This window comes from Nocardia sp. NPDC049149, assembly GCF_043197455.1.
Classification (GTDB): domain Bacteria; phylum Actinomycetota; class Actinomycetes; order Mycobacteriales; family Mycobacteriaceae; genus Nocardia.
In genome coordinates this window covers 185,944-210,007 of sequence record NZ_JBICTD010000004.1, presented here as the reverse complement: position 1 = coordinate 210,007, position 24,064 = coordinate 185,944, and the positions used below count along the sequence as shown (strand labels likewise).

At 66.7% G+C, this 24,064-nt stretch carries 23 protein-coding genes; 12 read left to right on the top strand and 11 right to left on the bottom strand.

Going from position 1 to position 24,064, the window contains the following annotated elements; genetic code table 11:
- Nucleotides 1–135: 135 nt before the first annotated feature.
- Nucleotides 136–1,095, bottom strand: a complete 960-nt coding sequence (locus ACGFNJ_RS16795; RefSeq protein ID WP_393448207.1) for a pyridoxal-phosphate dependent enzyme — start codon at nucleotides 1,093–1,095, stop codon at nucleotides 136–138.
- Between the two features lie 160 nt (nucleotides 1,096–1,255).
- Between ACGFNJ_RS16795 and ACGFNJ_RS16790 the strand changes: the two genes are divergently transcribed.
- Genes ACGFNJ_RS16790 through ACGFNJ_RS16755 form a run of 8 tightly spaced genes read left to right on the top strand, consistent with a single transcriptional unit; the run spans nucleotide 1,256 to nucleotide 10,615 of the window.
- Nucleotides 1,256–3,589 carry a bifunctional salicylyl-CoA 5-hydroxylase/oxidoreductase gene (locus ACGFNJ_RS16790; protein ID WP_393448205.1) on the top strand — a complete coding sequence of 778 codons (2,334 nt, stop codon included), beginning with the start codon at nucleotides 1,256–1,258 and terminating at the stop codon, nucleotides 3,587–3,589.
- A 5-nt stretch (nucleotides 3,590–3,594) separates the two neighbouring features.
- A complete protein-coding gene (locus ACGFNJ_RS16785; RefSeq protein ID WP_393448203.1) occupies nucleotides 3,595–4,386 on the top strand; it encodes an SDR family NAD(P)-dependent oxidoreductase in 792 nt (263 codons plus the stop codon).
- 1 nt (nucleotide 4,387) lies between these two features.
- The gene (locus ACGFNJ_RS16780) at nucleotides 4,388–4,936 is read left to right on the top strand and encodes a MarR family winged helix-turn-helix transcriptional regulator (RefSeq protein WP_393448201.1); all 549 of its coding nucleotides are present in this window, start codon (nucleotides 4,388–4,390) and stop codon (nucleotides 4,934–4,936) included.
- A complete protein-coding gene (locus tag ACGFNJ_RS16775; protein WP_393448199.1) occupies nucleotides 4,933–5,784 on the top strand; it encodes an enoyl-CoA hydratase family protein in 852 nt (283 codons plus the stop codon). Before ACGFNJ_RS16780 ends, ACGFNJ_RS16775 begins: the two co-directional genes overlap by 4 nt.
- Nucleotides 5,785–5,786: 2 nt before the next feature.
- Nucleotides 5,787–6,953, top strand: a complete 1,167-nt coding sequence (locus tag ACGFNJ_RS16770) for an acyl-CoA dehydrogenase family protein (protein WP_393448197.1) — start codon at nucleotides 5,787–5,789, stop codon at nucleotides 6,951–6,953.
- A 34-nt stretch (nucleotides 6,954–6,987) separates the two neighbouring features.
- Complete coding sequence (locus tag ACGFNJ_RS16765; RefSeq protein ID WP_393448195.1) at nucleotides 6,988–8,631, top strand: AMP-binding protein; 1,644 nt, start codon at nucleotides 6,988–6,990, stop codon at nucleotides 8,629–8,631.
- Nucleotides 8,628–9,041 (top strand): RidA family protein, encoded by a 414-nt coding sequence (locus tag ACGFNJ_RS16760; RefSeq protein WP_393448193.1) that lies wholly within the window; start codon nucleotides 8,628–8,630, stop codon nucleotides 9,039–9,041. Before ACGFNJ_RS16765 ends, ACGFNJ_RS16760 begins: the two co-directional genes overlap by 4 nt.
- Nucleotides 9,038–10,615 carry a carboxylesterase/lipase family protein gene (locus ACGFNJ_RS16755; RefSeq protein WP_393448191.1) on the top strand — a complete coding sequence of 526 codons (1,578 nt, stop codon included), beginning with the start codon at nucleotides 9,038–9,040 and terminating at the stop codon, nucleotides 10,613–10,615. The genes ACGFNJ_RS16760 and ACGFNJ_RS16755 overlap by 4 nt, the downstream gene beginning before the upstream one ends.
- Before the next feature lie 68 nt (nucleotides 10,616–10,683).
- On the opposite strand, the gene ACGFNJ_RS16750 is transcribed toward ACGFNJ_RS16755, so the two are convergent.
- Together ACGFNJ_RS16750 and ACGFNJ_RS16745 are read right to left on the bottom strand one after the other, a co-directional pair.
- Complete coding sequence (locus ACGFNJ_RS16750) at nucleotides 10,684–10,971, bottom strand: hypothetical protein (RefSeq protein WP_245746187.1); 288 nt, start codon at nucleotides 10,969–10,971, stop codon at nucleotides 10,684–10,686.
- Nucleotides 10,972–11,206: 235 nt separating this feature from the next.
- Entirely contained in the window at nucleotides 11,207–11,686 is a 480-nt protein-coding gene (locus ACGFNJ_RS16745; protein WP_393448189.1) for a hypothetical protein, read from the bottom strand.
- Nucleotides 11,687–12,068: 382 nt separating this feature from the next.
- Here ACGFNJ_RS16745 and ACGFNJ_RS16740 point away from each other — a divergent pair, with 382 nt between their 5' ends.
- Both ACGFNJ_RS16740 and ACGFNJ_RS16735 read left to right on the top strand, forming a co-directional pair.
- Nucleotides 12,069–12,488 carry a Dabb family protein gene (locus ACGFNJ_RS16740; RefSeq protein WP_393448187.1) on the top strand — a complete coding sequence of 140 codons (420 nt, stop codon included), beginning with the start codon at nucleotides 12,069–12,071 and terminating at the stop codon, nucleotides 12,486–12,488.
- Between the two features lie 131 nt (nucleotides 12,489–12,619).
- Nucleotides 12,620–13,630, top strand: a complete 1,011-nt coding sequence (locus ACGFNJ_RS16735) for an endonuclease/exonuclease/phosphatase family protein (RefSeq protein WP_393448185.1) — start codon at nucleotides 12,620–12,622, stop codon at nucleotides 13,628–13,630.
- Nucleotides 13,631–13,654: 24 nt separating this feature from the next.
- On the opposite strand, the gene ACGFNJ_RS16730 is transcribed toward ACGFNJ_RS16735, so the two are convergent.
- The gene (locus ACGFNJ_RS16730; protein WP_393448183.1) at nucleotides 13,655–14,647 is read right to left on the bottom strand and encodes a metallophosphoesterase; all 993 of its coding nucleotides are present in this window, start codon (nucleotides 14,645–14,647) and stop codon (nucleotides 13,655–13,657) included.
- A gap of 311 nt (nucleotides 14,648–14,958) precedes the next feature.
- Nucleotides 14,959–15,180, bottom strand: coding sequence for a hypothetical protein (locus tag ACGFNJ_RS16725; RefSeq protein ID WP_393448181.1), 222 nt, complete (start codon nucleotides 15,178–15,180; stop codon nucleotides 14,959–14,961).
- A gap of 513 nt (nucleotides 15,181–15,693) precedes the next feature.
- On the opposite strand from ACGFNJ_RS16725, the gene ACGFNJ_RS16720 reads away from it, so the two are divergent.
- Complete coding sequence (locus tag ACGFNJ_RS16720) at nucleotides 15,694–16,470, top strand: helix-turn-helix domain-containing protein (RefSeq protein ID WP_393448179.1); 777 nt, start codon at nucleotides 15,694–15,696, stop codon at nucleotides 16,468–16,470.
- Here ACGFNJ_RS16720 and ACGFNJ_RS16715 read toward each other — a convergent pair.
- Nucleotides 16,464–17,291, bottom strand: coding sequence for a class I SAM-dependent methyltransferase (locus tag ACGFNJ_RS16715; protein WP_393448177.1), 828 nt, complete (start codon nucleotides 17,289–17,291; stop codon nucleotides 16,464–16,466). The two genes, ACGFNJ_RS16720 and ACGFNJ_RS16715, sit on opposite strands and share 7 nt — an antisense overlap.
- Before the next feature lie 109 nt (nucleotides 17,292–17,400).
- Here ACGFNJ_RS16715 and ACGFNJ_RS16710 point away from each other — a divergent pair, with 109 nt between their 5' ends.
- Nucleotides 17,401–18,099, top strand: a complete 699-nt coding sequence (locus ACGFNJ_RS16710; protein ID WP_393449997.1) for an O-methyltransferase — start codon at nucleotides 17,401–17,403, stop codon at nucleotides 18,097–18,099.
- A gap of 5 nt (nucleotides 18,100–18,104) precedes the next feature.
- On the opposite strand, the gene ACGFNJ_RS16705 is transcribed toward ACGFNJ_RS16710, so the two are convergent.
- The 5 genes from ACGFNJ_RS16705 to ACGFNJ_RS16685 are packed head-to-tail and all read right to left on the bottom strand — an operon-like array spanning nucleotide 18,105 to nucleotide 23,952.
- Nucleotides 18,105–19,178: an HAD-IIIC family phosphatase gene (locus tag ACGFNJ_RS16705; protein ID WP_393448175.1), complete on the bottom strand. Its 1,074-nt coding sequence runs from the start codon at nucleotides 19,176–19,178 to the stop codon at nucleotides 18,105–18,107.
- On the bottom strand, nucleotides 19,175–20,305 hold the full coding sequence (locus ACGFNJ_RS16700; RefSeq protein WP_393448173.1) for an acyl-CoA dehydrogenase family protein: 1,131 nt from the start codon (nucleotides 20,303–20,305) through the stop codon (nucleotides 19,175–19,177). Before ACGFNJ_RS16700 ends, ACGFNJ_RS16705 begins: the two co-directional genes overlap by 4 nt.
- Entirely contained in the window at nucleotides 20,298–20,594 is a 297-nt protein-coding gene (locus tag ACGFNJ_RS16695; RefSeq protein WP_393448172.1) for an acyl carrier protein, read from the bottom strand. The genes ACGFNJ_RS16700 and ACGFNJ_RS16695 overlap by 8 nt, the downstream gene beginning before the upstream one ends.
- Complete coding sequence (locus ACGFNJ_RS16690; RefSeq protein ID WP_393448170.1) at nucleotides 20,591–21,445, bottom strand: 3-hydroxyacyl-CoA dehydrogenase family protein; 855 nt, start codon at nucleotides 21,443–21,445, stop codon at nucleotides 20,591–20,593. Before ACGFNJ_RS16690 ends, ACGFNJ_RS16695 begins: the two co-directional genes overlap by 4 nt.
- Nucleotides 21,442–23,952 (bottom strand): type I polyketide synthase, encoded by a 2,511-nt coding sequence (locus ACGFNJ_RS16685; RefSeq protein ID WP_393448168.1) that lies wholly within the window; start codon nucleotides 23,950–23,952, stop codon nucleotides 21,442–21,444. The genes ACGFNJ_RS16690 and ACGFNJ_RS16685 overlap by 4 nt, the downstream gene beginning before the upstream one ends.
- Nucleotides 23,953–24,064: the final 112 nt, after the last annotated feature.

The window sequence follows — 24,064 nt, the reverse complement described above, 5'->3', positions numbered from 1 at the left end:
CTCCCCCGCCCCACCCCACTGACCAGAGTTGGTCAGTCGATCACGAGGCACTGGTGGCGGCATTTCGCGAGAGCCCACCGCCACCAGTGCCTCGTGATCAGTTGTCCAGCAGCAGATCTCAGGTCGGTCTGCCAGCTAGACGCGGGTGAGTTCGACGAAGCGCTCTGGGCTGATGTTGCCGCCTGAGACGATCACGCCGACGCGTTGTGCCTCGCCAACGGCCTGTTGGAGGAGGGCGGCCAAGGCTGTGCCACCGCTGGGTTCGACGACGATCTTCAACCGCTCGAAGGCGAAACGCATTGCGTCCCTTATCGCGTCGTCGTCGACGAGGACAATGTCGTCGACGAGGCGGCGATTGATCGGGAAGGTCAGCGCGCCGGGGATTTCCGCCGCCTGCCCATCGGCGATGGTCTTCGGCACCGGGATCCGGACTCGTTCGCCCGCTGCCAGCGAGCGCTTGGTGTCGTCGCCTGCGGCCGGTTCCACACCGATGACGCGAATATCCGGATGCAGCGCCTTCGCCACCGTAGCGCTTCCGGCAATGAGCCCACCGCCACCGATCGGCACAACCAACGCATCCAGCGCGCCGACTTCGTCGAACAGTTCCAGGGCGGCGGTGCCCTGTCCGGCGATCACGTGCGGATGGTCGTACGGCGGAATGAGCGTCAGACCGCGCTCGTCGGCCAGCGCGGTGGCCAGTGCCACGCGGTCGCCGGTGTAGCGGTCATAGGTGACGATCTCGGCGCCGTAGCCGAGGGTGGCCTCGATCTTGTAGGTCGGGGTGTCCGCGGGCATGAGGATGACCGCACTGGTGCCCACTTCCCGTGCGACGAACGCGACGGCCTGAGCATGGTTGCCCGAGGAATAGGCGGCCACGCCCCGCGCGAGTTGCTCCTGGCTCAGGCGCGAAATGGTGTTGTAGGCGCCGCGAATCTTGAATGCGCCGATGCGCTGGAAGTTTTCGCACTTGATGAGCACCTGGGCGCCCACCCGATCGTCGAGCTCGCGCGAGGACAGCACCGGCGTCCGCTGAGCGACTCCCGCCAGGCGCGCCGCCGCGTCCTGCACATCGGCGAGGGTGATCGATGCGGTCATCGTTGCTCCACTTTTCGGCTCGGACTCCACCCCGATACGAGCGTGCACCGAGTGAAGATCATGACAAGCGCGAGCCTACCGATCCGATCCACGGGAAACTGCTTCATGCCTAAAGCTTTAGGTATAAAGTACTTCTATCGCGACTCCTGAGGAGGCGCACGTGAAGATCGTGTGCATCGGCGGCGGACCCGCCGGGCTGTACTTCGGGTTGCTGATGAAGCGACTCGACGCCGACCACGAGGTCACCGTGGTCGAACGCAATCGGCCCTATGACACCTTCGGCTGGGGCGTGGTGTTCTCCGACGCCACGATGGAGAACATGTGGGCGTGGGATCCGGAGTCCGCGCGGCAGATCCAGACGGCGTTCAACCACTGGGACGACATCGAGTTGCGGTTCAAGGGACGCACGCTGCGCTCGGGCGGGCACGGCTTCGTCGGCATCGGCCGGAAGAAGCTGCTCAACATCCTGCAGGCGCGCTGCGAGGAGCTCGGGGTGGTGCTGGAGTTCGATCGAGAGATCTGTTCCGACAAGGAGTTCCCCGATGCGGACCTGATCGTGGCCGCGGACGGGGTCTCCTCGAAGGTGCGCGCGGAACATCGCGACGTGTTCGCACCCGACATCGTCACCCGGCCGAACCGCTACATCTGGCTCGGCACCGAGAAGCTGTACGACGCTTTCACTTTCGATTTCGTCGAGACCGAGCACGGTTGGTTCCAGGCGCATATCTACCAATTCGACGAGAAGGCCAGCACGTTCATCGTCGAGTGCCCTGAGCACGTGTGGCTGGCGCACGGACTCGACAAGGCCGGGCCGGACGAGTCCGTCACGTTCTGCGAGCAGCTGTTCGCCGACAACCTGCAAGGCAGGAAACTGATGACCAACTCGCGCCACCTGCGCGGGTCGGCATGGCTCAACTTCCAGCGGATCACCTGCGAAAAATGGTGGCTGCACAACGGAAACAGCCACGTGGTGCTGATGGGCGACGCCGTGCACACCGCCCACTTCGCGATCGGCTCCGGCACCAAGCTGGCACTCGAGGACGCGATCGAGCTGGTGCGGCAAATCGGTGCGCGTGGCGACGCGGACCTGTCCGAGGTGCTCACGCGCTACCAGGACATCCGTTCGATCGACGTGCTGCGACTGCAGAACGCGGCATGGAACGCGATGGAGTGGTTCGAGGTCTGCGGCGAACGGTATTGCGGCCAGCTCGAGCCCGAGCAGTTCATGTACTCGATGCTCACGCGCAGCCAGCGCATCGGCCACGAGAATTTGCGCCTGCGTGACAAGGGCTGGCTGGAAGGGTACGAGCGCTGGTTCGACGCGCGGGCCGGCGTGCCGAGGACGGCCGAAGAGCCTTCCGTCCCACCGATGTTCACGCCGTACACCGTCCGGTCGGTGACGCTGAAGAATCGGGTGATCGTCTCGCCGATGGCCCAGTACTCCGCCGTCGACGGGGTGCCCGGCGATTTCCACCTCGTGCATCTCGGCGCCCGTGCGACCGGCGGCGCCGGCCTGGTGTTCGCCGAGATGACGTGCGTGAGTCCCACCGGGCGGATCACGCCGGGCTGCCCCGGCCTGTACACCGACGAGCAGCAGCGGGCATGGCAGCGCATCGTCGAGTGGGTGCACGGCAACTCCGACGCGAAAATCGGTATGCAGCTGGGCCATTCGGGTGCGAAGGGTTCCACCCGCCGCATGTGGGACGGCATCGACCAACCGCTCACCGCCGACGACGACGAACCGAACTGGCCGTTGATCTCGGCCTCACCCCAGCAGTACCTGCCTGGGGTGAGCCAATGGTCGCGCGCGATGACCGAGGCCGACATGGACGAGGTGAAAGCCCAGTTCGTTGCGGCCACTAGCCGTGCCGCCGCGGCGGGTTTCGACTGGCTCGAATTGCACTGCGCGCACGGCTATCTGCTGTCCAGCTTCATCTCACCGCTGACCAACCGGCGCACCGACGCCTACGGCGGGTCACTCGCGAACCGACTGCGCTACCCGCTCGAGGTGTTCGCGGCGGTGCGTGCCGCATGGCCGTCGGACCTGCCTGTGTCCGTACGTATTTCGGCACACGACTGGGTCGACGGCGGCATCACTCCTGCCGATGCCGTCGAGATCGCGAAGCGGTTCAAGCAGGCGGGCGCGGATCTGATCGACTGTTCCTCGGGCCAGGTCAGCAAGGAGGAGACACCGACCTTCGGCCGGATGTGGCAGACACCGTTCGCCGACCGGGTCCGCCAGGAGGCCGGGATCCCCACCATCGCCGTCGGGGCGATCTCCGAGGCCGACCACGTGAACAGCATCGTGGCTGCCGGGCGCGCCGACCTGTGTGCGATCGCCCGCCCGCATCTCGCGAATCCGGCGTGGACGCTGACCGAGGCCGCCAAGATCGGCTACACCGACCTGGTCTGGCCGAAGCAATACGGTGCCGCCAAACGGCAATTCGAAGCGAACATCCAGCGCCAGCAGGCCGCCTCCGCAGGGAAAGGCTGACCGGCATGTCTGAAATCGACACCACCGGCAGTCTTTCCGGTCGCCACGCGCTCGTCACCGGCGGATCGCGCGGGATCGGGGCGGCGATCGCGAACAGGCTCGCCGCGGACGGCGCCCGCCTGACCCTGCTGTCCCGCGACTTCGTGCGAGCCACCGAAACCGTTGCCCGACTGCCGAAATCGGCGCACGCACACGCCATCGCGTGCGACATCACCGACCCGGCAGCCATCGCGGACGCATTCGCGGACGCCCGCGCACAGCACGGCGCGGTGGACATCCTGATCAACAACGCCGGGCAGGCGGCGAGCGCACCCTTGCGGCGCACCAGCGACGAACTGTGGCATCGCATGCTCGCGGTCAACCTCACCGGCACCTTCCTGTGCGCAAGGACCGCGGTCACCGACATGCTCACGTCCGGCCGCGGCCGAGTAGTCAACATCGCGAGCACGGCAGGCCTGCGCGGCTATCCCTACGTCACCGCGTACACCGCGGCCAAACACGGCGTGATCGGCCTGACCAGGGCCATGGCGCTGGAACTCGCAGGCACGCCGATCACCGTGAATGCGGTGTGCCCCGGCTTCACCGACACCGAACTGTTCCAGGAGAGCGTGACACACGTGATCGACACCACCGGCCGCGGCGCCGAGGAGGCCAGGGCGGCATTCGTCCGGCACAACCCGCAGGGGCGGCTGATCGAGCCGGTCGAGGTGGCCGACACCGTTGCCTGGCTGTGCTCGGATGCGGCTGCTTCCGTTACCGGCCAATCGATTTCGGTCAGCGGCGGGGAGGTGATGTGAGGTGAGTCCCCGCTCTGCCGACACCAGTCGCGTGCTCGGCGACGAACGCATCGGGATGGAGGCGCGCACCGTCTCCGGCGATCATCTCGATGTGCGGCTGTGGTTGCGGCTGCTGGCCACCACCAACGAGATCGAGCAGGAGATCCGCACTCGGCTGCGGACCCGGTTCGCCACCACGCTCCCCCGCTTCGACTATCTGGCCCAGCTCGAACGCCACCCTGACGGGCTGCGAATGAGCGCACTGTCGCGCTACTTGATGGTGACCGGCGGCAACGTCACGGGCCTCACCGATCAGCTGGTGGCCGAGGGCTGGGTCGACCGGATCCCCGACCCGATCGACAAGCGTGCCACGCTCGTTCGGCTGACCGACCTGGGACGTGCGCGGTTCGAGGAGATGGCCGACGAACACGAACGCTGGCTCACCGAGATGTTCGCCGGTTTCGGCCGCGGCGACGAGCAGGCGCTGTTCGATCTGCTCGGCAGGCTCCGCGTCCATCTCGCCGCAACGGCCGACACCACCCGCCCACCGAACCACCGGGACCGTTCATGACCTACGACCTGGATCCAGCACTGCGCGCAGCCAACCGGACGACGCTCGCCGACTATTCGAGCACCCACTTCCGCTGGCAGGTGCACGAGGGTGTCGGCACGATCATGCTCGACCGTCCGGACCGCAAGAACCCGCTGACCTTCGATTCCTATGCCGAGCTGCGAGACCTGTTCCGCCGCTTGGTCTACGCCGACGATGTCGCGGTGATCGTGCTGTCCGGCGCCGGGGACAACTTCTGCTCCGGCGGCGACGTGCACGACATCATCGGCCCGCTGATCGCGCTGCCCGCACCGGAGCTGTTGCGGTTCACCAGGATGACCGGCGATCTGGTGAAGGCGATGCGGGCCTGCCCGCAACCGATCGTTGCCGCGGTCGACGGGGTGTGCGCCGGGGCGGGCGCCATCCTGGCGATGGCGTCGGACCTGCGGGTCGGAACCGCCCGCAGCAGAACGGCTTTCCTGTTCACCAGGGTCGGCCTGGCCGGCTGCGATATGGGTGCCTGTGCCATGCTGCCCCGCATCATCGGTCAGGGCCGCGCGTCGGAATTGCTCTACACCGGTCGGGCGATGACCGGTGACGAAGCGGTCGCGTGGGGTTTCTTCAACCAGCTCGCCGAGCCGGAGCAGCTACTCGACACGGCCGCGCTGCTCGCCCAAAAGCTGGCCGACGGCCCGACCTTCGCCCAAGGCATCACCAAAACCATGCTGCACCAGGAGTGGTCGATGAGCCTGGATCAGGCCATCGAAGCGGAGGCGCAGGCACAAGCCCTGTGCATGCTCACCGAGGACTTCGCGCGCGCCTACCACGCGTTCGTCGCGAAGCAGCGGCCGAAGTTCGAAGGGAACTAGTCATGGCCACCGACCACCTGGACTGGCCGTTCTTCGACGACGAGCATCGGAAAATGGCTGCAGCGCTGAATGATTGGGCGGCCGAACACCTCGGCCACGCCGCGGATACCGATATCGACGGCCGCTGCCGCCGCTTGGTCCGCGACCTCGGCGACGCGGGCTGGCTGCGCTACTGCGTGGCAGGCACCGCGTTCGGCGGCCACAGCGACCGGATCGACACGCGCGCCTTGTGTCTCGCGCGCGAGATCCTGGCCGACCACGACGCGCTCGCCGACTTCGCCTTCGCCATGCAGGGTCTCGGCTCCGGCGCGATCAGCCTGGCAGGCACCGACGAGCAGAAGCGACGCTACCTGCCCCTGGTCGCCACCGGTGCGGCGATCGCGGCGTTCGCGCTGTCGGAGGACGATGCCGGTTCCGATGCCGCGGCGCTGTCGTGCACGGCGCGCGCCGACGGCGACACCTACGTCCTCGACGGCACGAAGACCTGGATCTCGAACGGCGGAATCGCCGATTTCTACGTGGTTTTAGCACGCACCGGCGAGGCGGCGGGCGCGCGCGGGATCTCGGCGTTCCTCGTCGACGCGGACACGCAGGGACTGCACATCGCCGACCGCATCGACGTGATCTCCCCGCATCCGCTGGCCCGGCTGCATTTCGAGGCATGCCGGGTGCCCGCGACGGCGCGGCTGGGTGACGCGGGCGCGGGGTTCTCGCTCGCCATGCGCACGTTGGACATCTTCCGAACCTCGGTCGCGGCCGCTGCGGTCGGGTTCGCCCGGCGGGCCATGGCCGAGGCGCTGGCCAGGGCCACCTCGCGACAGATGTTCGGCGGGGTGCTCGCCGACTTCCAGTTGACCCGAGCCGAACTCGCGCAGATGGCGACCACCATTGATGCGACCGCATTGCTCACCTATCGCGCGGCCTGGCAGCGCGATCAGGGCCGATCCGTCACCAGGGAAGCCGCCATGGCCAAGATGGCCGCCACCGAGGGCGCTCAGCGCGTCATCGATGCCGCCGTGCAGATGTGGGGCGCACTGGGCGTGGTGCGCGAGCAGCCGGTCGAGCGGCTCTACCGCGACATCCGTGCGCTGCGCATCTACGAAGGCGCCACCGAGGTACAGCAATTGATCATTGCCCGCGAACTGTTGCGCAGCCCGGACCCGACCTGATCCCGAATTCCCTCTCCCCCCACAAGGTTCGACCATGACAACTGCCCACATCGATACCTTCGCCCACGACCACCTCCCGCCGCGCGAGCAGTGGCCCGACTTGGTGTTCGATCGACCCGAGCTCCAGTTCCCCGCCCAACTCAACTGTGCCGCCGAACTACTCGACCGCCAGCTCACCCTCGGCAACGGCGACCGGATGTGCGTGCGCGCACCGGGCGGACCGCACTGGACCTACGCCGACCTGCACGAGCAGGCCAATCGCATCGCGGCGGTCCTCGTGCACGACATGGGCCTGGTACCGGGCAATCGGGTGCTGCTCGACGCCCCGAACACCCCGATGCTGGCGGCGTGCTGGTTCGCGGTGCTGAAGGCGGGCGGTATCGCCGTGACGGCCATGCCGCTGCTGCGCGCCAAGGAGCTCACCCAGATCGTCGACAAGGCGCGAATCACGCACGCGCTGTGCGATTCCCGATTGGCCGGGCAGCTGGAGCCGGCGGTGGCGGCCTGCCCGACGCTCGATCAGGTCCGCTACTTCCACACCGACGCCGACGACGGTCTCGAAGCCTTGATGGCCCGCCACGACGGCGAGTTCGACACGGTGGCCACGGCCGCCGAGGACGTCTGCCTCATCGCGTTCACCTCGGGCACCACCGGCGTGCCGAAGGCGACGGTGCACTTCCATCGCGACGTCATGGCGATCTGTCACTGCTTCCCCACGCACATCCTGCGGCCCGAACCCGACGATGTGTTCATCGGCAGTCCCCCGCTGGCGTTCACCTTCGGACTCGGTGGGCTGCTGTTGTTTCCGATGGCCGTCGGCGCCTCGGCGGTGCTGCTCGAGCAGGCGGGCCCGATGCAGTTGCTCGGCGCGATCGACATGTTCGACGCCACAGTGCTTTTCACCGCGCCGACCTCCTATCGGGTGCTCGCTCGGCACAGCGCCGAGCTCCGCGATTCGACGCTCCGCAAATGCGTGTCGGCCGGCGAACCGTTGCCGCCCGCCACCAGGGTGCAATGGCGGGTGGCCACCGGCCTCGAATTGATCGACGGCATCGGCGCCACCGAGATGCTGCACATCTTCATCTCCGCCGACGAGGCACATGCCAGGCCGGGTGCGACCGGACTGCCGGTCCCCGGATACGAGGCCCGAGTCGTGGACGACAACGGAAAACCGGTGGGCCCCGGCGTGATCGGCCTGCTCGCGGTGCGCGGGCCGACCGGTTGCCGCTACCTCGCCGACGAGCGGCAAACCGTCTACGTGCGCGACGGCTGGAACTACACCGGCGACGCGTACTCGATGGACGACGACGGCTACTTCCACCATCAGGCGCGCGCCGACGACATGATCGTGTCCGCCGGCTACAACATCGCCGCACCCGAGGTCGAGAACGCACTGGCCGGGCATCGCGCCGTCGCCGATTGCGCCGTCATCGGCATCCCCGACGAGGACCGCGGCCAGATCGTCAAGGCCTACGTGGTGTTGCATGCACAGATCGAAGCAACCGAAAGGCTGGTCGAGGAATTGCAGGACTTCGTGAAACAGACTGTGGCGCCGTACAAGTACCCCAGGGCGATCGCCTTCGTCGACGCGCTGCCGCGCACGCCGACGGGTAAGCTGCAGCGCTTCCGGCTCCGGGAATCGGTGGCAGCGCACAACGATTCGGCGCCGACGCCATGAGAATTCTGCAGCCGCCGGGCTGGCCGCGGCCGCGCGGCTACGCGAACGGTGTCGCCGCCAGAGGTGAGCTGGTTTTCGTGGCCGGCATGATCGGCTGGGACACCGATGGCATCTTCCAGACGACCGACATCACGGGGCAGGTGCGTCAGGCGCTGCGCAATGTCGTTGCGGTGCTTGCCGAAGCGGGTGCCGAGCCCGCCCACATCGTCCGAATGACCTGGTATGTCACCGATGTCGACGCTTACCTGCAGGCGTCGCAGGAGATCGGCGCCGCCTTCCGGGAAATCATCGGCAGCTTCACCGCGGCGATGACGGCCGTGGAGGTGAGCCGTCTCGTCGAACCGGACGCCAAGGTCGAAATCGAAGTCACCGCCGTCATCCCGGAGAGTGTCAGCGAGGCACAGTCATGACCATCGTTGTCACCACCACTGCGGGCATGGTCGAGGGACGCACCGAGGGCACCCTGTCCGTGTTCAAAGGCATCCCCTATGCCGCGCCGCCGGAGGGACCGCTGCGGATGCAGGCACCAGTCCCGGCGCCGCGCTGGGACGGTGTCCGGCGCGCCTTCGAATTCAGCGCCGCCCCACCGCAATTGCCCTTGACCCCCGGCACACCGCCGCTGTGGCGGCCCGCCGACGGTCTCGATTGTCTGAGCGTGAACGTCTGGTCACCCGGTGGCAAGGGCGACCGTCTTCCCGTCATGGTGTGGATCTACGGTGGCGGCTGGAAATCCGGATCGTCCAGCGATCCGGCGTACGACGGCGCCACCCTCGCCCGCGACGGCGTGGTCATGGTGACCTTCAATTACCGGGTCGGCTTCGAGGGCTTCGGCTTCGTGCCCGGCGCCCCCGCCAATCGCGGGTTTCTCGACCAGGCGGCCGCCCTGCGCTGGATCCACGACAACATCGTCGCGTTCGGCGGCGACCCGGACAACGTCACGATCTTCGGTGAATCCGGCGGCGGGTTGTCCGTCGCCGCGCTCCTGACCGCACCCGGCGCGCGCGGACTGTTCCACCGAGCCATCGCGCAAAGCACCGCCGCCCGTGTGCTTCCCGAACAGGAGTCGCGCCGGATCGCCGAGCTCACCGCCCGCGCGCTCGGCGTCCGCCTCGCCGAGCTGGCGACCCAGCCACCGGTCGCGCTGCTGTCCGTGCAGGACGCGGCGCTGACCGACATGGAGGCCGATCCCGGCTCGTGGACGACTCCGGAGGCGATCACCGCAGCGACCCCCGTCATCGACGGCGTCACCGTGGTGGACAAACCGTGGTTGGCGCTCCGTTCGGGGGTCGCCCGCGATATCGATCTGATCGCAGGCGCGACCCACGACGAGTTCACGCTGTTCGCGATGAGCCGCGGCCTGATCTCCCCGAGTGTGCCTGCGATGGTGAAGGCGCTACCGCACCTGGTGGGCACCACCATGCGCGGTCTCCGCCGCAACGGACTACCCGCCACCCGCCGCGCCAGCAGGCTGCGCACCGTCGATGTGCGTTCTACCGCAGCGCATCTCGGCCTCCCCGCGTCGGCGACCGCTGACTATCAGGCGGCCTACCCGGCCGCGACTGACGCCGAGCTGTACACGCTGATGTACTCCGACGCGATGTTCCGGATGCCGGCGATCTGGCTCGCCGAAGCGCACACCGCGGCGGGCGGACGCAGCTACCTCTACGACTTTACTTGGCAGACGCCGGTTTTCGGCGGCGCGCTGGGCGCATGTCACGCGGCTGACATCATGGCGACCCTCGGCAACACCGACAATCCACTCGCCGCGTTCCTGCTCGGCGGCGGTCGTCCACCGGAAAGTCTGCACCGCATGTCCGGTCGACTCCGCGCGTCGTGGATTTCCTTTGCCACCACCGGCGACCCGGGTTGGCCCGCCTTCAGCACAGAATCCGCAGTCACCAAGATCTGGGACGCCGAGCCGACCGTAGCGGTGAACCCGCTGGCCGCGTCCCGGCAGATCTGGCAGGACCTCTCCCTCCGCTGAGCACCCACCGGGCCCGGGTCATGGTGGCGATCGCCACCATGACCCCTTGCCCAGAAGCCGCGGATTGGTCAGAGGCCCGCGGTGCCTTGCAGAGCGATCACGAAGCCGCCGTCGCCATTGGCGTTCGTGCCCGTGTCGAGGACCTTGTCGTCCAGGAAGGCGGCGGCCTCCCGGTCGAGGAAGATTCGTGACCCGTCGGCGGTGAGGATCTGGTCTTCCTCAGCCGGGGCCTCGGCGACCTGAAGCTGCAATGTCTCGGCGCCGTCCGTGGTGGAGATTCGCAAGCCCGCATCCCGCGGTGTGCCGTCCGCAGAGGTGATGGTGCGGACGACCTCGATGGCGGTGGGGGTAAGCATCAACATACGTTCTGGTTTCCTTCCCGCTGTCAGAAGAATCCGCCGCGTGATGACGGACTCCGGTACGCCGCCTGCCGTCCATTCGTGCCGTCGGCAGGAACCGGCGTTCTCTGCGGGGTAGCCAGCAGTGGATCCGTGAAACCACTCTTTTCGTGATCGACGGCATTTCCCCTGCTCAGAGCCGCACTGTGAGCTTGCCCGCAGCCGCTGGGCTAGCGGTCAGCAGCGCATTCGGTCAGCAGGCGATATCGCTGAGTTGCCGTGCGCGGGCCGATGCCGTCGCGCGCACGGCGGCCGCGAGCGCCACCACCGGCGGCACCCAGCGCGCCTCGCTCGGGGCGATGCGCCAGCAGGCCGAACCGTGCGAAAGCCTGGTCGGCGGAAGCGGGATGCCTGCGCCGTCGGTGTGCACGATGGCACCCGCATCGCGCAGGGCCTCGATTGCCCGGGCCGCCTTCGCAACGCCGACAACGAGATGGATATCGCGTGGCTGCGCGCCGTTGAGTTCGATCACGGGGCCGGAAAGATTGTTGGCCAGGAGAAACCGCCGCACATCGGCAGCGAGTGCGCCGGTAACCTCGACGGCGGCGACCCGCTCGTCGGTGATCAGGCATACGCCATTGGCTGTTTCGGCGACCGTCCAACCGCGCTCGCGGTAGCCGTGCGCGGCGTCCGCGCTCGCCGCGGTGACGGAGCTGGTTGAGGTCACAGGCACTGTCTTCTCCATTCACCAGGTAGTTCACGAACTCGATCGGGCGCATGTCCGCGCTGAGGTATCAAATCCCCTGCGGCTAAAAGTCTTCCTACAGAAAGCTTGCAATCACGATCCGGCGCCTCAGATTCTGCGCCGTCCCACCCGCCCGCGGCATCGCCCAGAGGTCGCTGGCCATGTGGTCCTGTAGGACGACCCCGGGGACGCGATGTCATCCCTGTTGATGTGTCGACCTGATGTCGATGGTCCCGCGGAGCCGACCATCGACAGCTGATACCTACGCCGATCCCGCTGCGCATCTAGGTGAAAATCGCCGACGCGAACGGTGGCGTGCTGATGGAAATCTTGGTGTCAGCAAGCGAGCACGAGTCAAAGGATGAAAGACATGATCTACCACGGCAACCGCTTCACCCTCCGCGCCGACGCCACCCCCGAGGCGATCGAAGAAGCCCTCGAAAGCCTGCGCAACCAGGGACGGGTCATCCCGTCGGTGCAGTCCTTCGTCGTCGGTCCCGACTTCGGCGGCGAATACCAGTGGGGCGCAGTCTTCGTCATCGAAGACCTGGCAGGCTACCGGGAGTACCTGACCCACCCGGCCCACCGCAACACCGACCGCGTCGGGCTGCCCCTGGTCGAGAAGTTCGCCTCCTTCGACATCACCGACGACCTCGACCCGCAGATGGGCGAGAAGATCGCCGAACTGCACCAGCGCCGCTACGACAGCGACCCGGAACTGACCAAGCTGGTCTCGGATCTCGACGAATACAGCGGAAGCGCCGCCCCCGGCTCGCACGGTCAGCACTGATCATCACCGCGCCCCTGTCGGATTGACTGTCCGACAGGGGTTCCGCGCTGGTTGGCCGGTTGTTTGCGTCCATTGAGGGGCGACCGGCGCGTGACGGGGGCGAGGACTGCTCGGCGTGCCAGGATGGCCGCATGACTCCTGCAGGCCAGCCGGGCGCCGGTATGAGGACATCCACCGCTGGTGCACCTGAGATCCGGGTGCTGGCATTGAATGTGTGGCACAGCGGTAGCAAGGTCGCCGACGGTACCGCGTTGCTCGCGGATCTCATTCTCTCGACGCAGGCGTCGATCGTGTTGCTGTCGGAGGCAACCCAAGCGACCACGGCCGTTGCTGCCGAGCTGGCGCGGCGGGGGCAGCTGTTCCATGCGGTCCCGTCCCCCGATACCGGAATCCTGTCGGTGTTTCCCGTCGAAGAGACTGCCGAGACGCGGTGGATGGTCAAGGCGCGGTTGAACATTGACGGAAAGCGACTCGCCGTCTACTCGGCACATCTCAAGTTCCGCTGGTATGCGTCCAACCTGCCTCGCGGGTACGGTCCTGGGGTCCCGGCGCCGGGTGAGTTCGCCGAGCACGGGTTCGACAAGCTGCCGGACGGTCCGGTGACCGATCATGCCGCGATTCAGCGCGTCAACGCTGCCTCAGGTCGCCCCGAGGTCATCAGCACCTTTCTCGCTGATGCGAAAGACGAGATAGCGGACGGGATTCCGGTCATCATGGCCGGTGACCTGAACGAGCCGTCCCTGTTGGACTGGACGTCCGCTACGGCGCGCATGTTCGACCACAACGGGGTGGTGACGGCGTGGGAAACCACCCGGCGGCTGCACCAGGCGGGCTTCGTCGACGCCTACCGATCGATGTACCCGGATCCGGCCAGCCATCCCGGGCTGACCTGGCCGTCGGACAATCCGGAAGTGGACGTCTCCGAGCTTGCTTGGGCCCCCGAGGCCGACGAACGCGACCGCGTCGATTTCATCTTCGCCAACGGATTACGGCTGTCCGCCGTCGGCATCGTCGGGCCGCGTTCGTCCATCGTGCGCGGCACCCGGCAGGAAGAACTCACCCAGGACAACTTCGCCGCAACGCCACCGAGGTGGGGCAGCGACCACAAAGGCATCCTCGCGACCTATCACTTCACCGACTGACCTCGTTGCGAATTCTGGTGCCGCTCAGGCCTGTTTCGACGCGAGGGTGATCACCGTGATGTCCGAGGGGGCGCCGACACGGACCGGCGGCCCCCACGCGCCGGCGCCACGAGTGACGTAGAGCTGGGTGTCGCCGTACTGTTCCAAGCCTGCGACGGTCGGGTTCGCCAGTCCTGCAAGAAGATTGCCCGGCCACACCTGACCGCCGTGGGTGTGACCGGACAGCTGCAAGTCGACGCCGAACTTGACCGCATCGTGGATCTGCACCGGCTGATGCGCCATCAGCACCGAGGTCCGTCCCAGATCCCGATTACCCAGCGCCGCAGTGAAATCCGGGCCGTGTCCGATCCGTTTACCTTGAATATCGTTCACACCGGCCAGATCGAAATACGGTAACTCGGCACGGCTGTTGGCAAGGAGCCGCAGTCCGAGCTCCTGGACGTGCACCATCCACTCCTCCGCACCGGAGAAATATTCGTGGTTCCCGGTGACGAAATACGCACCGTGCCTGGCCCGCAGCCGCGCCAACGGCTCGACCGCGGAGCGCAGATGTTCGACACTGCCGTCGACCAGATCACCCACCACCGCAATAAGATCCGGCTGCGTCCCATTGATCCGCTCGACCACCCGCTCAGCGAACCCGCGCCCCAGAATCGGCCCGAGATGAATATCGCTGACCACCGCGATCCGATACCCGTGCCCGGCCCGCGGCAGATTCGTCAACGGCACCGTCACCTGCTTCACACTCGGCCCCGTCAACACACCGTGCGCGCCATAGCCCACGGTCGACACCGCAGCCAACGCCGCAGCACCACCCACCGCACGAGAAACGAAAAGCCGCCGAGAAACCGCCGCTGCTTCTTCTTCCGCTCCAGCAGTAGGCCCCGGCACCTCCGCCACCGCAGCAGGAACCGTCACCTCCTCGACTACGTCGGCCCGCTTCGCGCGCTCAGTCCAGCGCCGCAGCAACGGCCGGACCAACTCCCCCACCAACAACGCCAGCAGGAGATAGACCAACAACGCTCCCCACAAATACCCAGGCCAAGCAACGATCTGGACAAGCAGAAACGCAACCCCCGCCCGCTCAGCCGCAAACGCGCCAACCAACAAAACCGGCCCGCAAACAACAACACCCGTCCCCACCCAACGCGCCACCGAACCACGCACCGTCGTATCCCGCACAAGCCTGCGCCACACATACCAATGCACCCCGCAGAACATCGCCAGGACAACGACTCCCACGCCAACGACCACCACGCTCTCACTCTAAGCCGAGCAAACCCCAATCCCAGGAGCACACGCGCAGCACCAACGCCGAACGGCCCCGCTCAACACAACCCTCTGGCGAACACCACGTCCTTGTCGCCGCCCGCATCGTGAACGACCACCTGCCGCCCGATCTTCCCGTCCCAGTCGGAATAGTGCTCATTCCCAGCATCGGCTTGCAACGAATCCACTACCCCACTGCCCCGCCAGTACTCGCTCTTCCAGTTGGTCGGCACCCCCGCCTGGAATTGCCCGAGCTTGGATTTCGTCTTGAACGAACCCATCGCCGCTCGGCACTTCCGCAGTCAGCCGCGCGGCCTCTAGTTCCAGCCGGGTCATCTGGCAGTGGCCCCGTTTCGGGAGCTTTCGAGATCAACGACTCCGGAGTCGGCGAGGTCGCCGGTATCAGAGGCGCCAACGATCCCGATATGTGGGATCCGTGGGGCGGTTTCGTGGTGAGGGGGCACTGGTGGCGCGGGCTTCTCGGGCGATGCCGCCACCAGTGCCCCGTGATCAACCGACCAACTCCGAAAGGATGACGCCAACGGTTGTGGCGCGGGTGGGCGCCAGAGGCGGTGGGCATGTGGGCGGGCGGGAAGGGGGCTGGTGTGGGGTGGGTTCGCGATGTCGTGGGCGAAAAGGTCTGGGCGGCAACGGTATGGCGGGCGGGGGCGGTTCGCTGAACGGATTTTTCGAACCAGGGTGACGCGTGGTGCGTATATGTGGTGGACAGGGTGCTCGGAACACCTGAGAACCACCCGGTCGGGTCGACCGTCCGGTGTTGGAGGAGGATCACGATGTTCCTTTCCGACGATGGCGATTTCGTTCAGCCCACAGAGGGCGCCGCCTCCGTCGATTCCAGTCGGACCGTCCTGCAAGGCGCGTTCTCGATACTCGAAACACTCGCCCACGCGCCGGAAGGGTTGCGCGTGATGGAGTTGGTGGTGGCGACCGGGCTGCCGAAAACCACGGTCCGCAGGCACATTGCCCAACTGCTGGAGATGAACGCGGTGCGCAGGGTCGGCACCCGCTATCTGGTCGGGTCGACGCTCGCGACTTTGGGGAGCCGGTGGCAGCCCGACGCGGCATTGCGCCGCGCCGTGACCGGACCGGTGCACCGGCTTGCGGATCTGTCCCGCACGATGGTCGCGGTTCACGTGCTCGAGGCGGGCCAGCTGCCGATGGTGACCGTCGCGATACCGCACAGCCGGACCGCGTTGGTGCAGCCCGCCGACCTCACGGAGGTCGCCGCGCGCACCGCTGTCGGGCGGGTCCTGTTCGGTACCCAGCCCGATCAGCTGTACCGACTGCGTGAAGCCTGGTCGGACAAGGAGATTCGACGACTGCGCACCCGGCTGGCCGAGCCGCGGCCGGTGGTGATCGATCAACAGGACGCCGCGGTGGGCATCTGCTGTGCCGCGGCGCCGATCCGGCTGCCGAACGGTGACTGCGTCGCCGCGGTCACCGCCATGGTCTTGTCTCGCACGCTGCGCCCGGTGATCGCCGACCTGGTCGTCCACGCGACCGCCGACATCAACCGGGCGCTAGCACAATCCGAGTGGGATGCTCACTGAGCGGCGGGCTTCCTGGCCACGCAGGCGAACGACAGCGGCAGCGGGTCGCCGGGGATCCGCCAGCTGTGCTCCCCGTCGGATTCCATCACCGAAAGCCGTTGGCGCGCATCGATCGGCACCTCACGAAGTCGCTCGATGACCAGGCCTGCCTCGATGAGCGCGTTGACCACTTCGCCGATGGTCCACCGCCAGCCGTGCAGCGTGTGCTCCGGCACCGGCACCTCGTCGGCGAGCCGGTCGGCGTAGCTCGACCTCATCACGTGGTGCAGCTGCCGGGAGTGGAACAGCGAACGGGCAACGCGCAATTCGCCGTCGACCACGTCGAAGAGATTGACGATCGGGTGGATCTCCACGATTGTCAGCGTGCCGCCCGGTTTGACGAAGTGCGCGGCCACCTCGGCCCAGCGCGGGATATCGGGCAGGAACGAGAGGGTGCCGTATCCGGTGAACACCATGTCGAACGTGCCGTCGAGCACCAAGGGGAGGTCGTAGACGTCCGAGCGGACGAACCGAGCGTCGACGCCCAGTTCCTCGGCGAGGTCGCGGGCGATGCCGATCGCCTCGTCCGAGATGTCCATGCCGGTCGCCTCGGCGCCCATCCGCGCCAGCGAGATGGTGTTGGCGCCAAGGTGGCATTGCAGCTCGAGCACCGATCGTCCGCGCACATCACGCAGTTCCTCTTGTTCGAGGGTGCGCAACATGTTGTGGCCGTTCCGCAGCATCTCCAGGTCGTAGTACGACGATTGCCGATGCGCCTGCGCGCGCAGATTGAAGCCTTGGCGATTTGTTTCGATCTTCTCGAGGTCGCTCATCGAAGTCATCGATGTTCCTTCTGTAAGAATTGAAGTCCCCCACTTTTCAGACCATCGCAGTGTATCTGGTTTTTCATTCTATCCTCAAGGCAGACAACCGAACTCGGCCCAATTCGTGATGGTTTTCCTGCCGGATCGGCGATATCATTGCCTGGTGGCAGATCAGATTGTGGCAACACCGGAAATTCGTGACTACATCCGCGACGTTTCATTGCGTGAGGATTCGATTCTGGCCGAACTCAGAACGCTGACAGCGAACTTGCCCGGCGGCGTCGCGATGCAGGTGATGGCGGAGGAAGGGCAGCTGCTGGCGCTGCTCGTCGGATTGTCCGGTGCGACTTCGGTGCTGGAGATCGGCACCTTCACCGGGTACAGCACGCTGTGCATGGCACGGGCACTCGCACCGGGCGGCACGGTCGTGACCTGCGATATCAGTCCACGGTGGCCTGCGATTGCCGCAGACTTCTGGCGGCGGGCCGCTGTGCACGATCGCATCGACCTTCGCATCGGCGACGCGACGCAGACACTCGCCGACCTTGCCGACGAACGCGGTACCGGCAGTTTCGATTTCGCATTCATCGATGCGGACAAGACCGGTTACGGCGCATATTACGAAGCCGCACTCGCCCTGGTGCGACCGGGCGGATTGATCGTCATCGACAACACACTGTATTTCGGCCGAGTGGCCGATCCGCTCAATCAGGATCCAGAAACTGTCGCCATCAGAGCACTCAATGCAACATTGCACAACGATGCACGAGTGGATATCTCGTTGCTGACGATGGCCGACGGAATAACGCTGGTTCGAAAGAAATAGCGGAGTCAGCCCGCCAATTGCACTGCGGTGAGCCGTATTGCGGCGGGCGCCGGCCTCGGGTTCGGCAGTATGTGCAGTCGCTGCGTTTCTGCATCGTCGGCATCCGGCAGCGTGTCGAGGCACGCGCACCGCTCGTCGGTGAATCCGGCGAACCGGTACGCGACTTCCATGATCCGGTTCCGTGCGGTCGGCCGAAAGTCCGCGACCAGATGAGCGCCTGCGGCGGCCGCCGCACCGATCAACCAGTTCAGCACCGTAGCACCCGCGCCGAACGACACGACCCGACACGACGTGGCAAGCAACTTCAGATGCCACACTGCCGGAGCACGTTCCAGCAGCACCACGCCGACCGCACCGTGCGGCCCGAATCGATCGCGCATCGTCACCGAGAGGACCTCGTGGCGTGCGTCATCGAGCAGCGCATGCAAATCGGCATCGGAGTAGTGCACACCGGTCGCGTTCATCTGACTGGTGCGCAGAGTCAACTCCTCCATGCGCGAAAGATCCTCCGCGGTAGCTCTTTTGATCTCCATCACGAGCTCGAGCGAACGCAGAAACTCCTCCGACGGCCCAGCGAACGACTCCTGCTCGGCTTGCCTGCGCAGGTTCGCCTGGTACATCTGCCTGCGACGGCGCGAGTCGACCGTGACCGTCGCCGGAATGTACTCGGGCAGCGTCAGCAACTCCGAAATCGCCTCGGCCGGATAGCTGCGCACCTCGGGCAGCTGGAACGCGACCTCCGCGCGTTCGGCAGGCTGGTCGTCGATGAAGGCGATCGTGTCGTAAGCGAAATTCAGTTCGTCGGCGATCTTCCGGATCGACGCCGATTTGGCATGCCACCCGATCATCGCGAGCACGAAGTACTCGGCGACGCCGAGCGCCACCAAACGCTCCCATGCCAGGTCGTAGTCGTTCTTACTGGCAACCGTCTGCAGGATGCCCCTCGAGTCGAGGCCTTTGATCGTCTCGACGACGTGGTCGTCGAGAACCACATCGTCGCCCTCGAGCAGGGTGCCCCGCCACAGTGTGTTGTCCAGATCCCAGACAACGCATTTCACGGTCGTGATCGCCTCGGTCACTGTGCCGCCCTCCTGGTGGCCTCCGCGGTGGCGATGGCATGCTTGGCCAGCTCCAGCTGGCATATCTCGCTGCTGCCCTCGATGATCTCCATCAACTTCGCGTCTCGGTAGGCGCGCGCGACCACGTGCCCGTCGGAGGCGCCCGCCGACGCCATCACCTGCATCGCGGACGCGGCACCGTGCATGGCCTGAGTCGCGCTGACATGCTTGGCGAGGACGGTCGCGATGACGACCTCCGGCGAACCGGACTCCCAGCACTGGCTGGCGTGTTGGCAGGCCCTGGTGGCGATTTGCTCCGCGATATAGAGCTCGGCAACCAAGCGGGACACCAGCTGGTGTTCCGCGAGTGGTTTCCCGAACTGCACCCGGGTTCGCGCATGGTCGGTCACCGCGGCGAGGCACCCGCGCAGGATGCCGACGCAGCCCCACCCGACCGACATCCGGCCGTACGCCAGCGCGGTCGTGGTCAGCAGCGACAACGAGAGTCCAGTTCCACCAAGCACATTCGTGATCGGCAGCCGGACGTCCGTGAGCCGCACATGCGCATGCCCTGCGGCACGGCACCCGAGCGGGTGCGCGATCTTCTCGACCTCGACGCCGGGCGCGTCCGTCGGCACGATGACCGCCGCGGCGTTGTCGCCCACCTTGCCGAACACGATGACCAGATCGGCGTAGGCCGCGGCGGTGATCCACGACTTGCTGCCGTCGACGATCACCGTGTCATCGACGAAACGCAGCTGGGTGCGCATAGCACTGAGGTCGCTGCCCGCGTCGGACTCGCTGAAGGCGACGGCGGCCAGCCTGCCGCCCGCCAATTCGGGCAACAGCGCGGCGCGTTGCTCGCGGGTGCCGAGGCGCTGAATTGTCCACGCCGCCATGCCATGCGAGGTCAGCACGCTGCGCAGGGAACTGCACACGCTGCCGACATAGGCGGTGAACTCACCGCTCGCCAGGCTGCCTGCCCCGAGTCCGCCGTATTCTTTGGGCAGCTCCGCGCAGAGCACACCGGCGGCGCCGAGCTCCCGCAGGATCTGCCGCGGGATCACGCCGGCGAGATCCCATGCGGCAGCGTCTTTTCCGGCGAGACGACGGACGGCGGCACGTTCGACGGTCAGCTCGTCAGACATCACAGTTCGCGGTGGCTTCCGCGTGCAGCCGACCGACCAGCGCGGCCATGCTCTTGACGGTGCAGAAATTGGGCAGCTGCAAATCCGCACCACCGACCATCACGGAGTAGGTCTGCTCCAAGAAGACGACGAGCTGCATAGCGAACATGGAGTTGGCGATACCGGAGACGAAGAGATCCTGGTCTACCTCAGGCCTGGTGCCGGTCTGTTCGGCCACGAACTCGGTGATGCCATGGATGACGGCCTCGGTATCGATGGAAGCCGTTTCGATGTTTTCTTCCGGACTCATACCGGTACCTCCCTGTAAAAATAAAACCCACGGCCGCTCTTCCGGCCGAGCTCGCCTCGGCGAACTTTGTCGAGCAGTAGCTCGTCGGGGCGGCACCGTTCGTCGCCGGTCCGAACATGCAACGCCTGCAACGAGTCGACGAGGTTGTCGATGCCGATCAGATCCGCAGTGCGCAGTGGCCCCGTCGGGTGACCGAGACAGCCCTGCATGAGGGTGTCCACCTCTTCGACGCCAGCCGTGCCCGCACTGACTACCCGGGCGGCATCGTTGATCATCGGATGCAGCAGCCTGCTCGTCACGAAACCTGGTGCGTCCCTGACGACCACGGGACGTCTGCCGAGCCGGGTCAGCAGCGAAAGCACCGACTCGACGGTCTTTTCCGAGGTGCGCGGCCCACGAATCACCTCGACCATCGAGATCAGATACGCGGGGTTCATGAAGTGCGTGCCGATCAGGTCGCCGGGACGTCGTACCCAGGCGGCCAATTCGTCGATGGGTATCCCGGATGTGTTGGAGATCAACGGTGTTCCCGGCCGAACTAACGCCGAGATGTTGGTGAGCACGTCCGCCTTCTGCTCGGGCAACTCGGTCACCGCCTCGATGACCGCCGTCGCGTCGGCAATGTCGTTCAGCGACAGCGTCGTATGCAGCGCGGCGGGCACGCGCGCGGCAGGCGAGGCACCGGCCAGCTGTGCATGCCGTAGCCCGCTCGCCACGGCGAGCTCGGCCCGCCGCAGCGCGGCCGCGTCGATGTCGACCAACACAGTGGGTACACCGTGGCCGACGACGAGCGTCGCGATCCCGGTGCCCATGACACCCGCGCCGACGATCGCAATGACCGTGTCGTTCATGCTGTCTCCTCATAGCCCATCGGCTCATAGCGGCCGGAGTCCGGGCCCAGCCAATACCGACGACGCTGGAATGGATAGCCCGGCAACGGAACTCGCCGGGGTCGTGCCGAGCCATGGAAGCCGACCCAGTCGATCTCCACCGCGGCTTGCCACAGCGCGCCGACAGTGTCGAGCAGATGGGTAGATTCGGCTCGAGTCTTCACGGGCGGCAGCGAGGACAACGCTCGCTCCACCGCTGAATGCTGGGCCGCGGCAGCGGAAATCAGCGCGTTGCCCGCGCCCACCTCCAGGAGGACCCGTCCGGGCCCGCTGACCAACTCGCGCAGTCCCTCGGCAAGTCGCATCGGCTCGCCGAGCTGGCGCGCCCAGTTGGCAGGATCCATCGCCTCGTCCGGGCTGATCCAGCTTCCGGTCACTCCCGAGAGGTATGGCAGCTGCGGCGGCTTCCGTTCGTAACGGGCCACCACGGTGGCGAACTCGGCGCGCTGCGCGTCCGAGGGGTTGGCGATGTCTGCCCTGGCGACGGTGATGTCGAGGGCGGCTTCGAGATCGAGCACGCCCGCCAGGCAGGCCGCCACATATTCGCCGTCGCCGTGGCCGAGCATCGCCGCGGGCCGTACGCCCCAGGACTGCCACAGCTGTGCGAGCGCCCACTGCAGACAGAAGGCGGCGGCGGGCACACCGCGTGAATCGTCATGGATCTCGTCCGGACCGCGCCAGGTCGAGGGAAACAGCAACTGCCGCACGTCGTATCCGAGCCGTGGCCGCAACAAGGTGGCGCAACGGTCCACCTGCTCAGCGAAAGCCGGTTCACTGCGGTAGATCTCAGCTCCGGCGTCCGGGTGTCGCGCGGCGCTTCCCGGAAACAGAAAGACCACTTCGCGCGCATCCACGTCGCCGCCGGGGTGTTTACCGGCACCCTCCGCTGCCTGCTCCGCCGCCAACTCCTGATGTTCAGCGCTCAGTGTCCGGAGCGCAACGATCGCCTCGGTTCTGCTGCGGCACACCAGGTGGCGGCGCAGCGGGAAACGGCGCCGACCGGCCTGCAGGGTGTAACAGACGTCGACGATGTCCAGGTCCTCGTTGCGGTCCAAGTGCGCGGCGAGATTGCTCGCCGCGTCCGCCACGGCCTGCTCGGTGCGCGCCGACAGCACGAGCAGCTGTGCGCCACGTCCACCGAACGTGTTGTGCCGCATCGGCGGCGTCTCCTCGAGGACCACGTGCGCATTGGTGCCGCCGATCCCGAAGGAGCTGACACCCGCGCGCCGCGGCGTCGCACCGACCGGCCAGGGGCGGGCGGTGGTCGGCACATAGAACGGCGTGCGGTCCAGTCGCAGTGCCGGGTTGGGCGTGTCGAAGTTGATGCTCGGCGGAATCTCACCGTGCTCCAGTGCCAGCACCGCCCGCGCCAAGCTCGCGACGCCTGCGGCGGCGTCGAGGTGACCGATGTTGGCCTTCACCGAGCCGAGCGCACAGAATCCCCGCTTGGGGGTGTCGAAGGCCTGGGCGAGCCCAGCCACCTCGATCGGATCGCCGAAAGGGGTTGCCGTGCCGTGCGCCTCGATATAGCCGATTGTCTCCGGCGCCACCGCGGCCACCGCTTGGGCGGTGGCGATCACCTCGGCCTGCGCCTGCACGCTGGGCGCGCTGTACCCGAACTTCGCCGAGCCGTCGTTGTTGACCGCGCTGCCCGGAATCAGCGCGCGGATATGGTCGGCGTCCGCGAGCGCGTCGCTCAACCTACGCAGCGCGACGATGGCGACGCCGTAGCCGGGCACGGTCCCCCCGGCGGCGGCGTCGAACGGACGGCAATGGCCGTCCGGGGCGAAGAGACCGCCCGCGACGACGGGATAGCCGCTCACCAAGGGCACGGTCAACGCAACGCCGCCCGCGAGCGCCATATCGCACTCGTAGTTCAGCAGCGCCTGACAGGCCAGGTGCACCGCGACCAACGAGGTGGAACACGCGGTCTGCACGGTGATCGCGGGGCCGCGCAGGTTGCACAGGTACGCCGCCCTCGTCGCGAGGAAGTCCTTGTCGTTGTAGGTGCGTGCCGAGAAGGCCAGCGACGATTGCCGGAACTTCGTGTTCGCCGAAAGGTTCAGCGGCAGATACTTGTTCGCGAAGCAGCCGGCGTAGACCCCGATAGCACCGGCGAACCTCGACGGATCGTGGCCGGTGTCTTCCAACGCGTGCCAGGCGCACTCGGCGAAGATCCGCTGCTGCGGGTCGCTGATCTCGGCCTCGATCGCGGAGTAGCCGAAGAACTCGGCGTCGAAGAGATCCGCGCCGGGTAAGACGGCGGAGGCAGGCACATAGTCGGGGTGCGCCACCATCTGCGGCGGCCACCCGGCGTCGATCAACTCCTGTGCGCTGAACCTGGAGACGGACTCGACGCCGTCGCGCTGGTTGCGCCAGAACTCGTCGATCGTGGCGGCGCCGGGGAACCGACCCGCCAATCCGACCACCGCGATCGGCTCGACGCCGTCATCCTGACGGGCGTTCATCCCGCCATCCTTGCCGGGGCCAAGTGCCCCGAGTGTGCGATACGGCCATCGTGTTCGACCACGCCGATTCTCATGAAATCTCCCCGGAGTTCAGTGGAACCCCGTGTTGCCG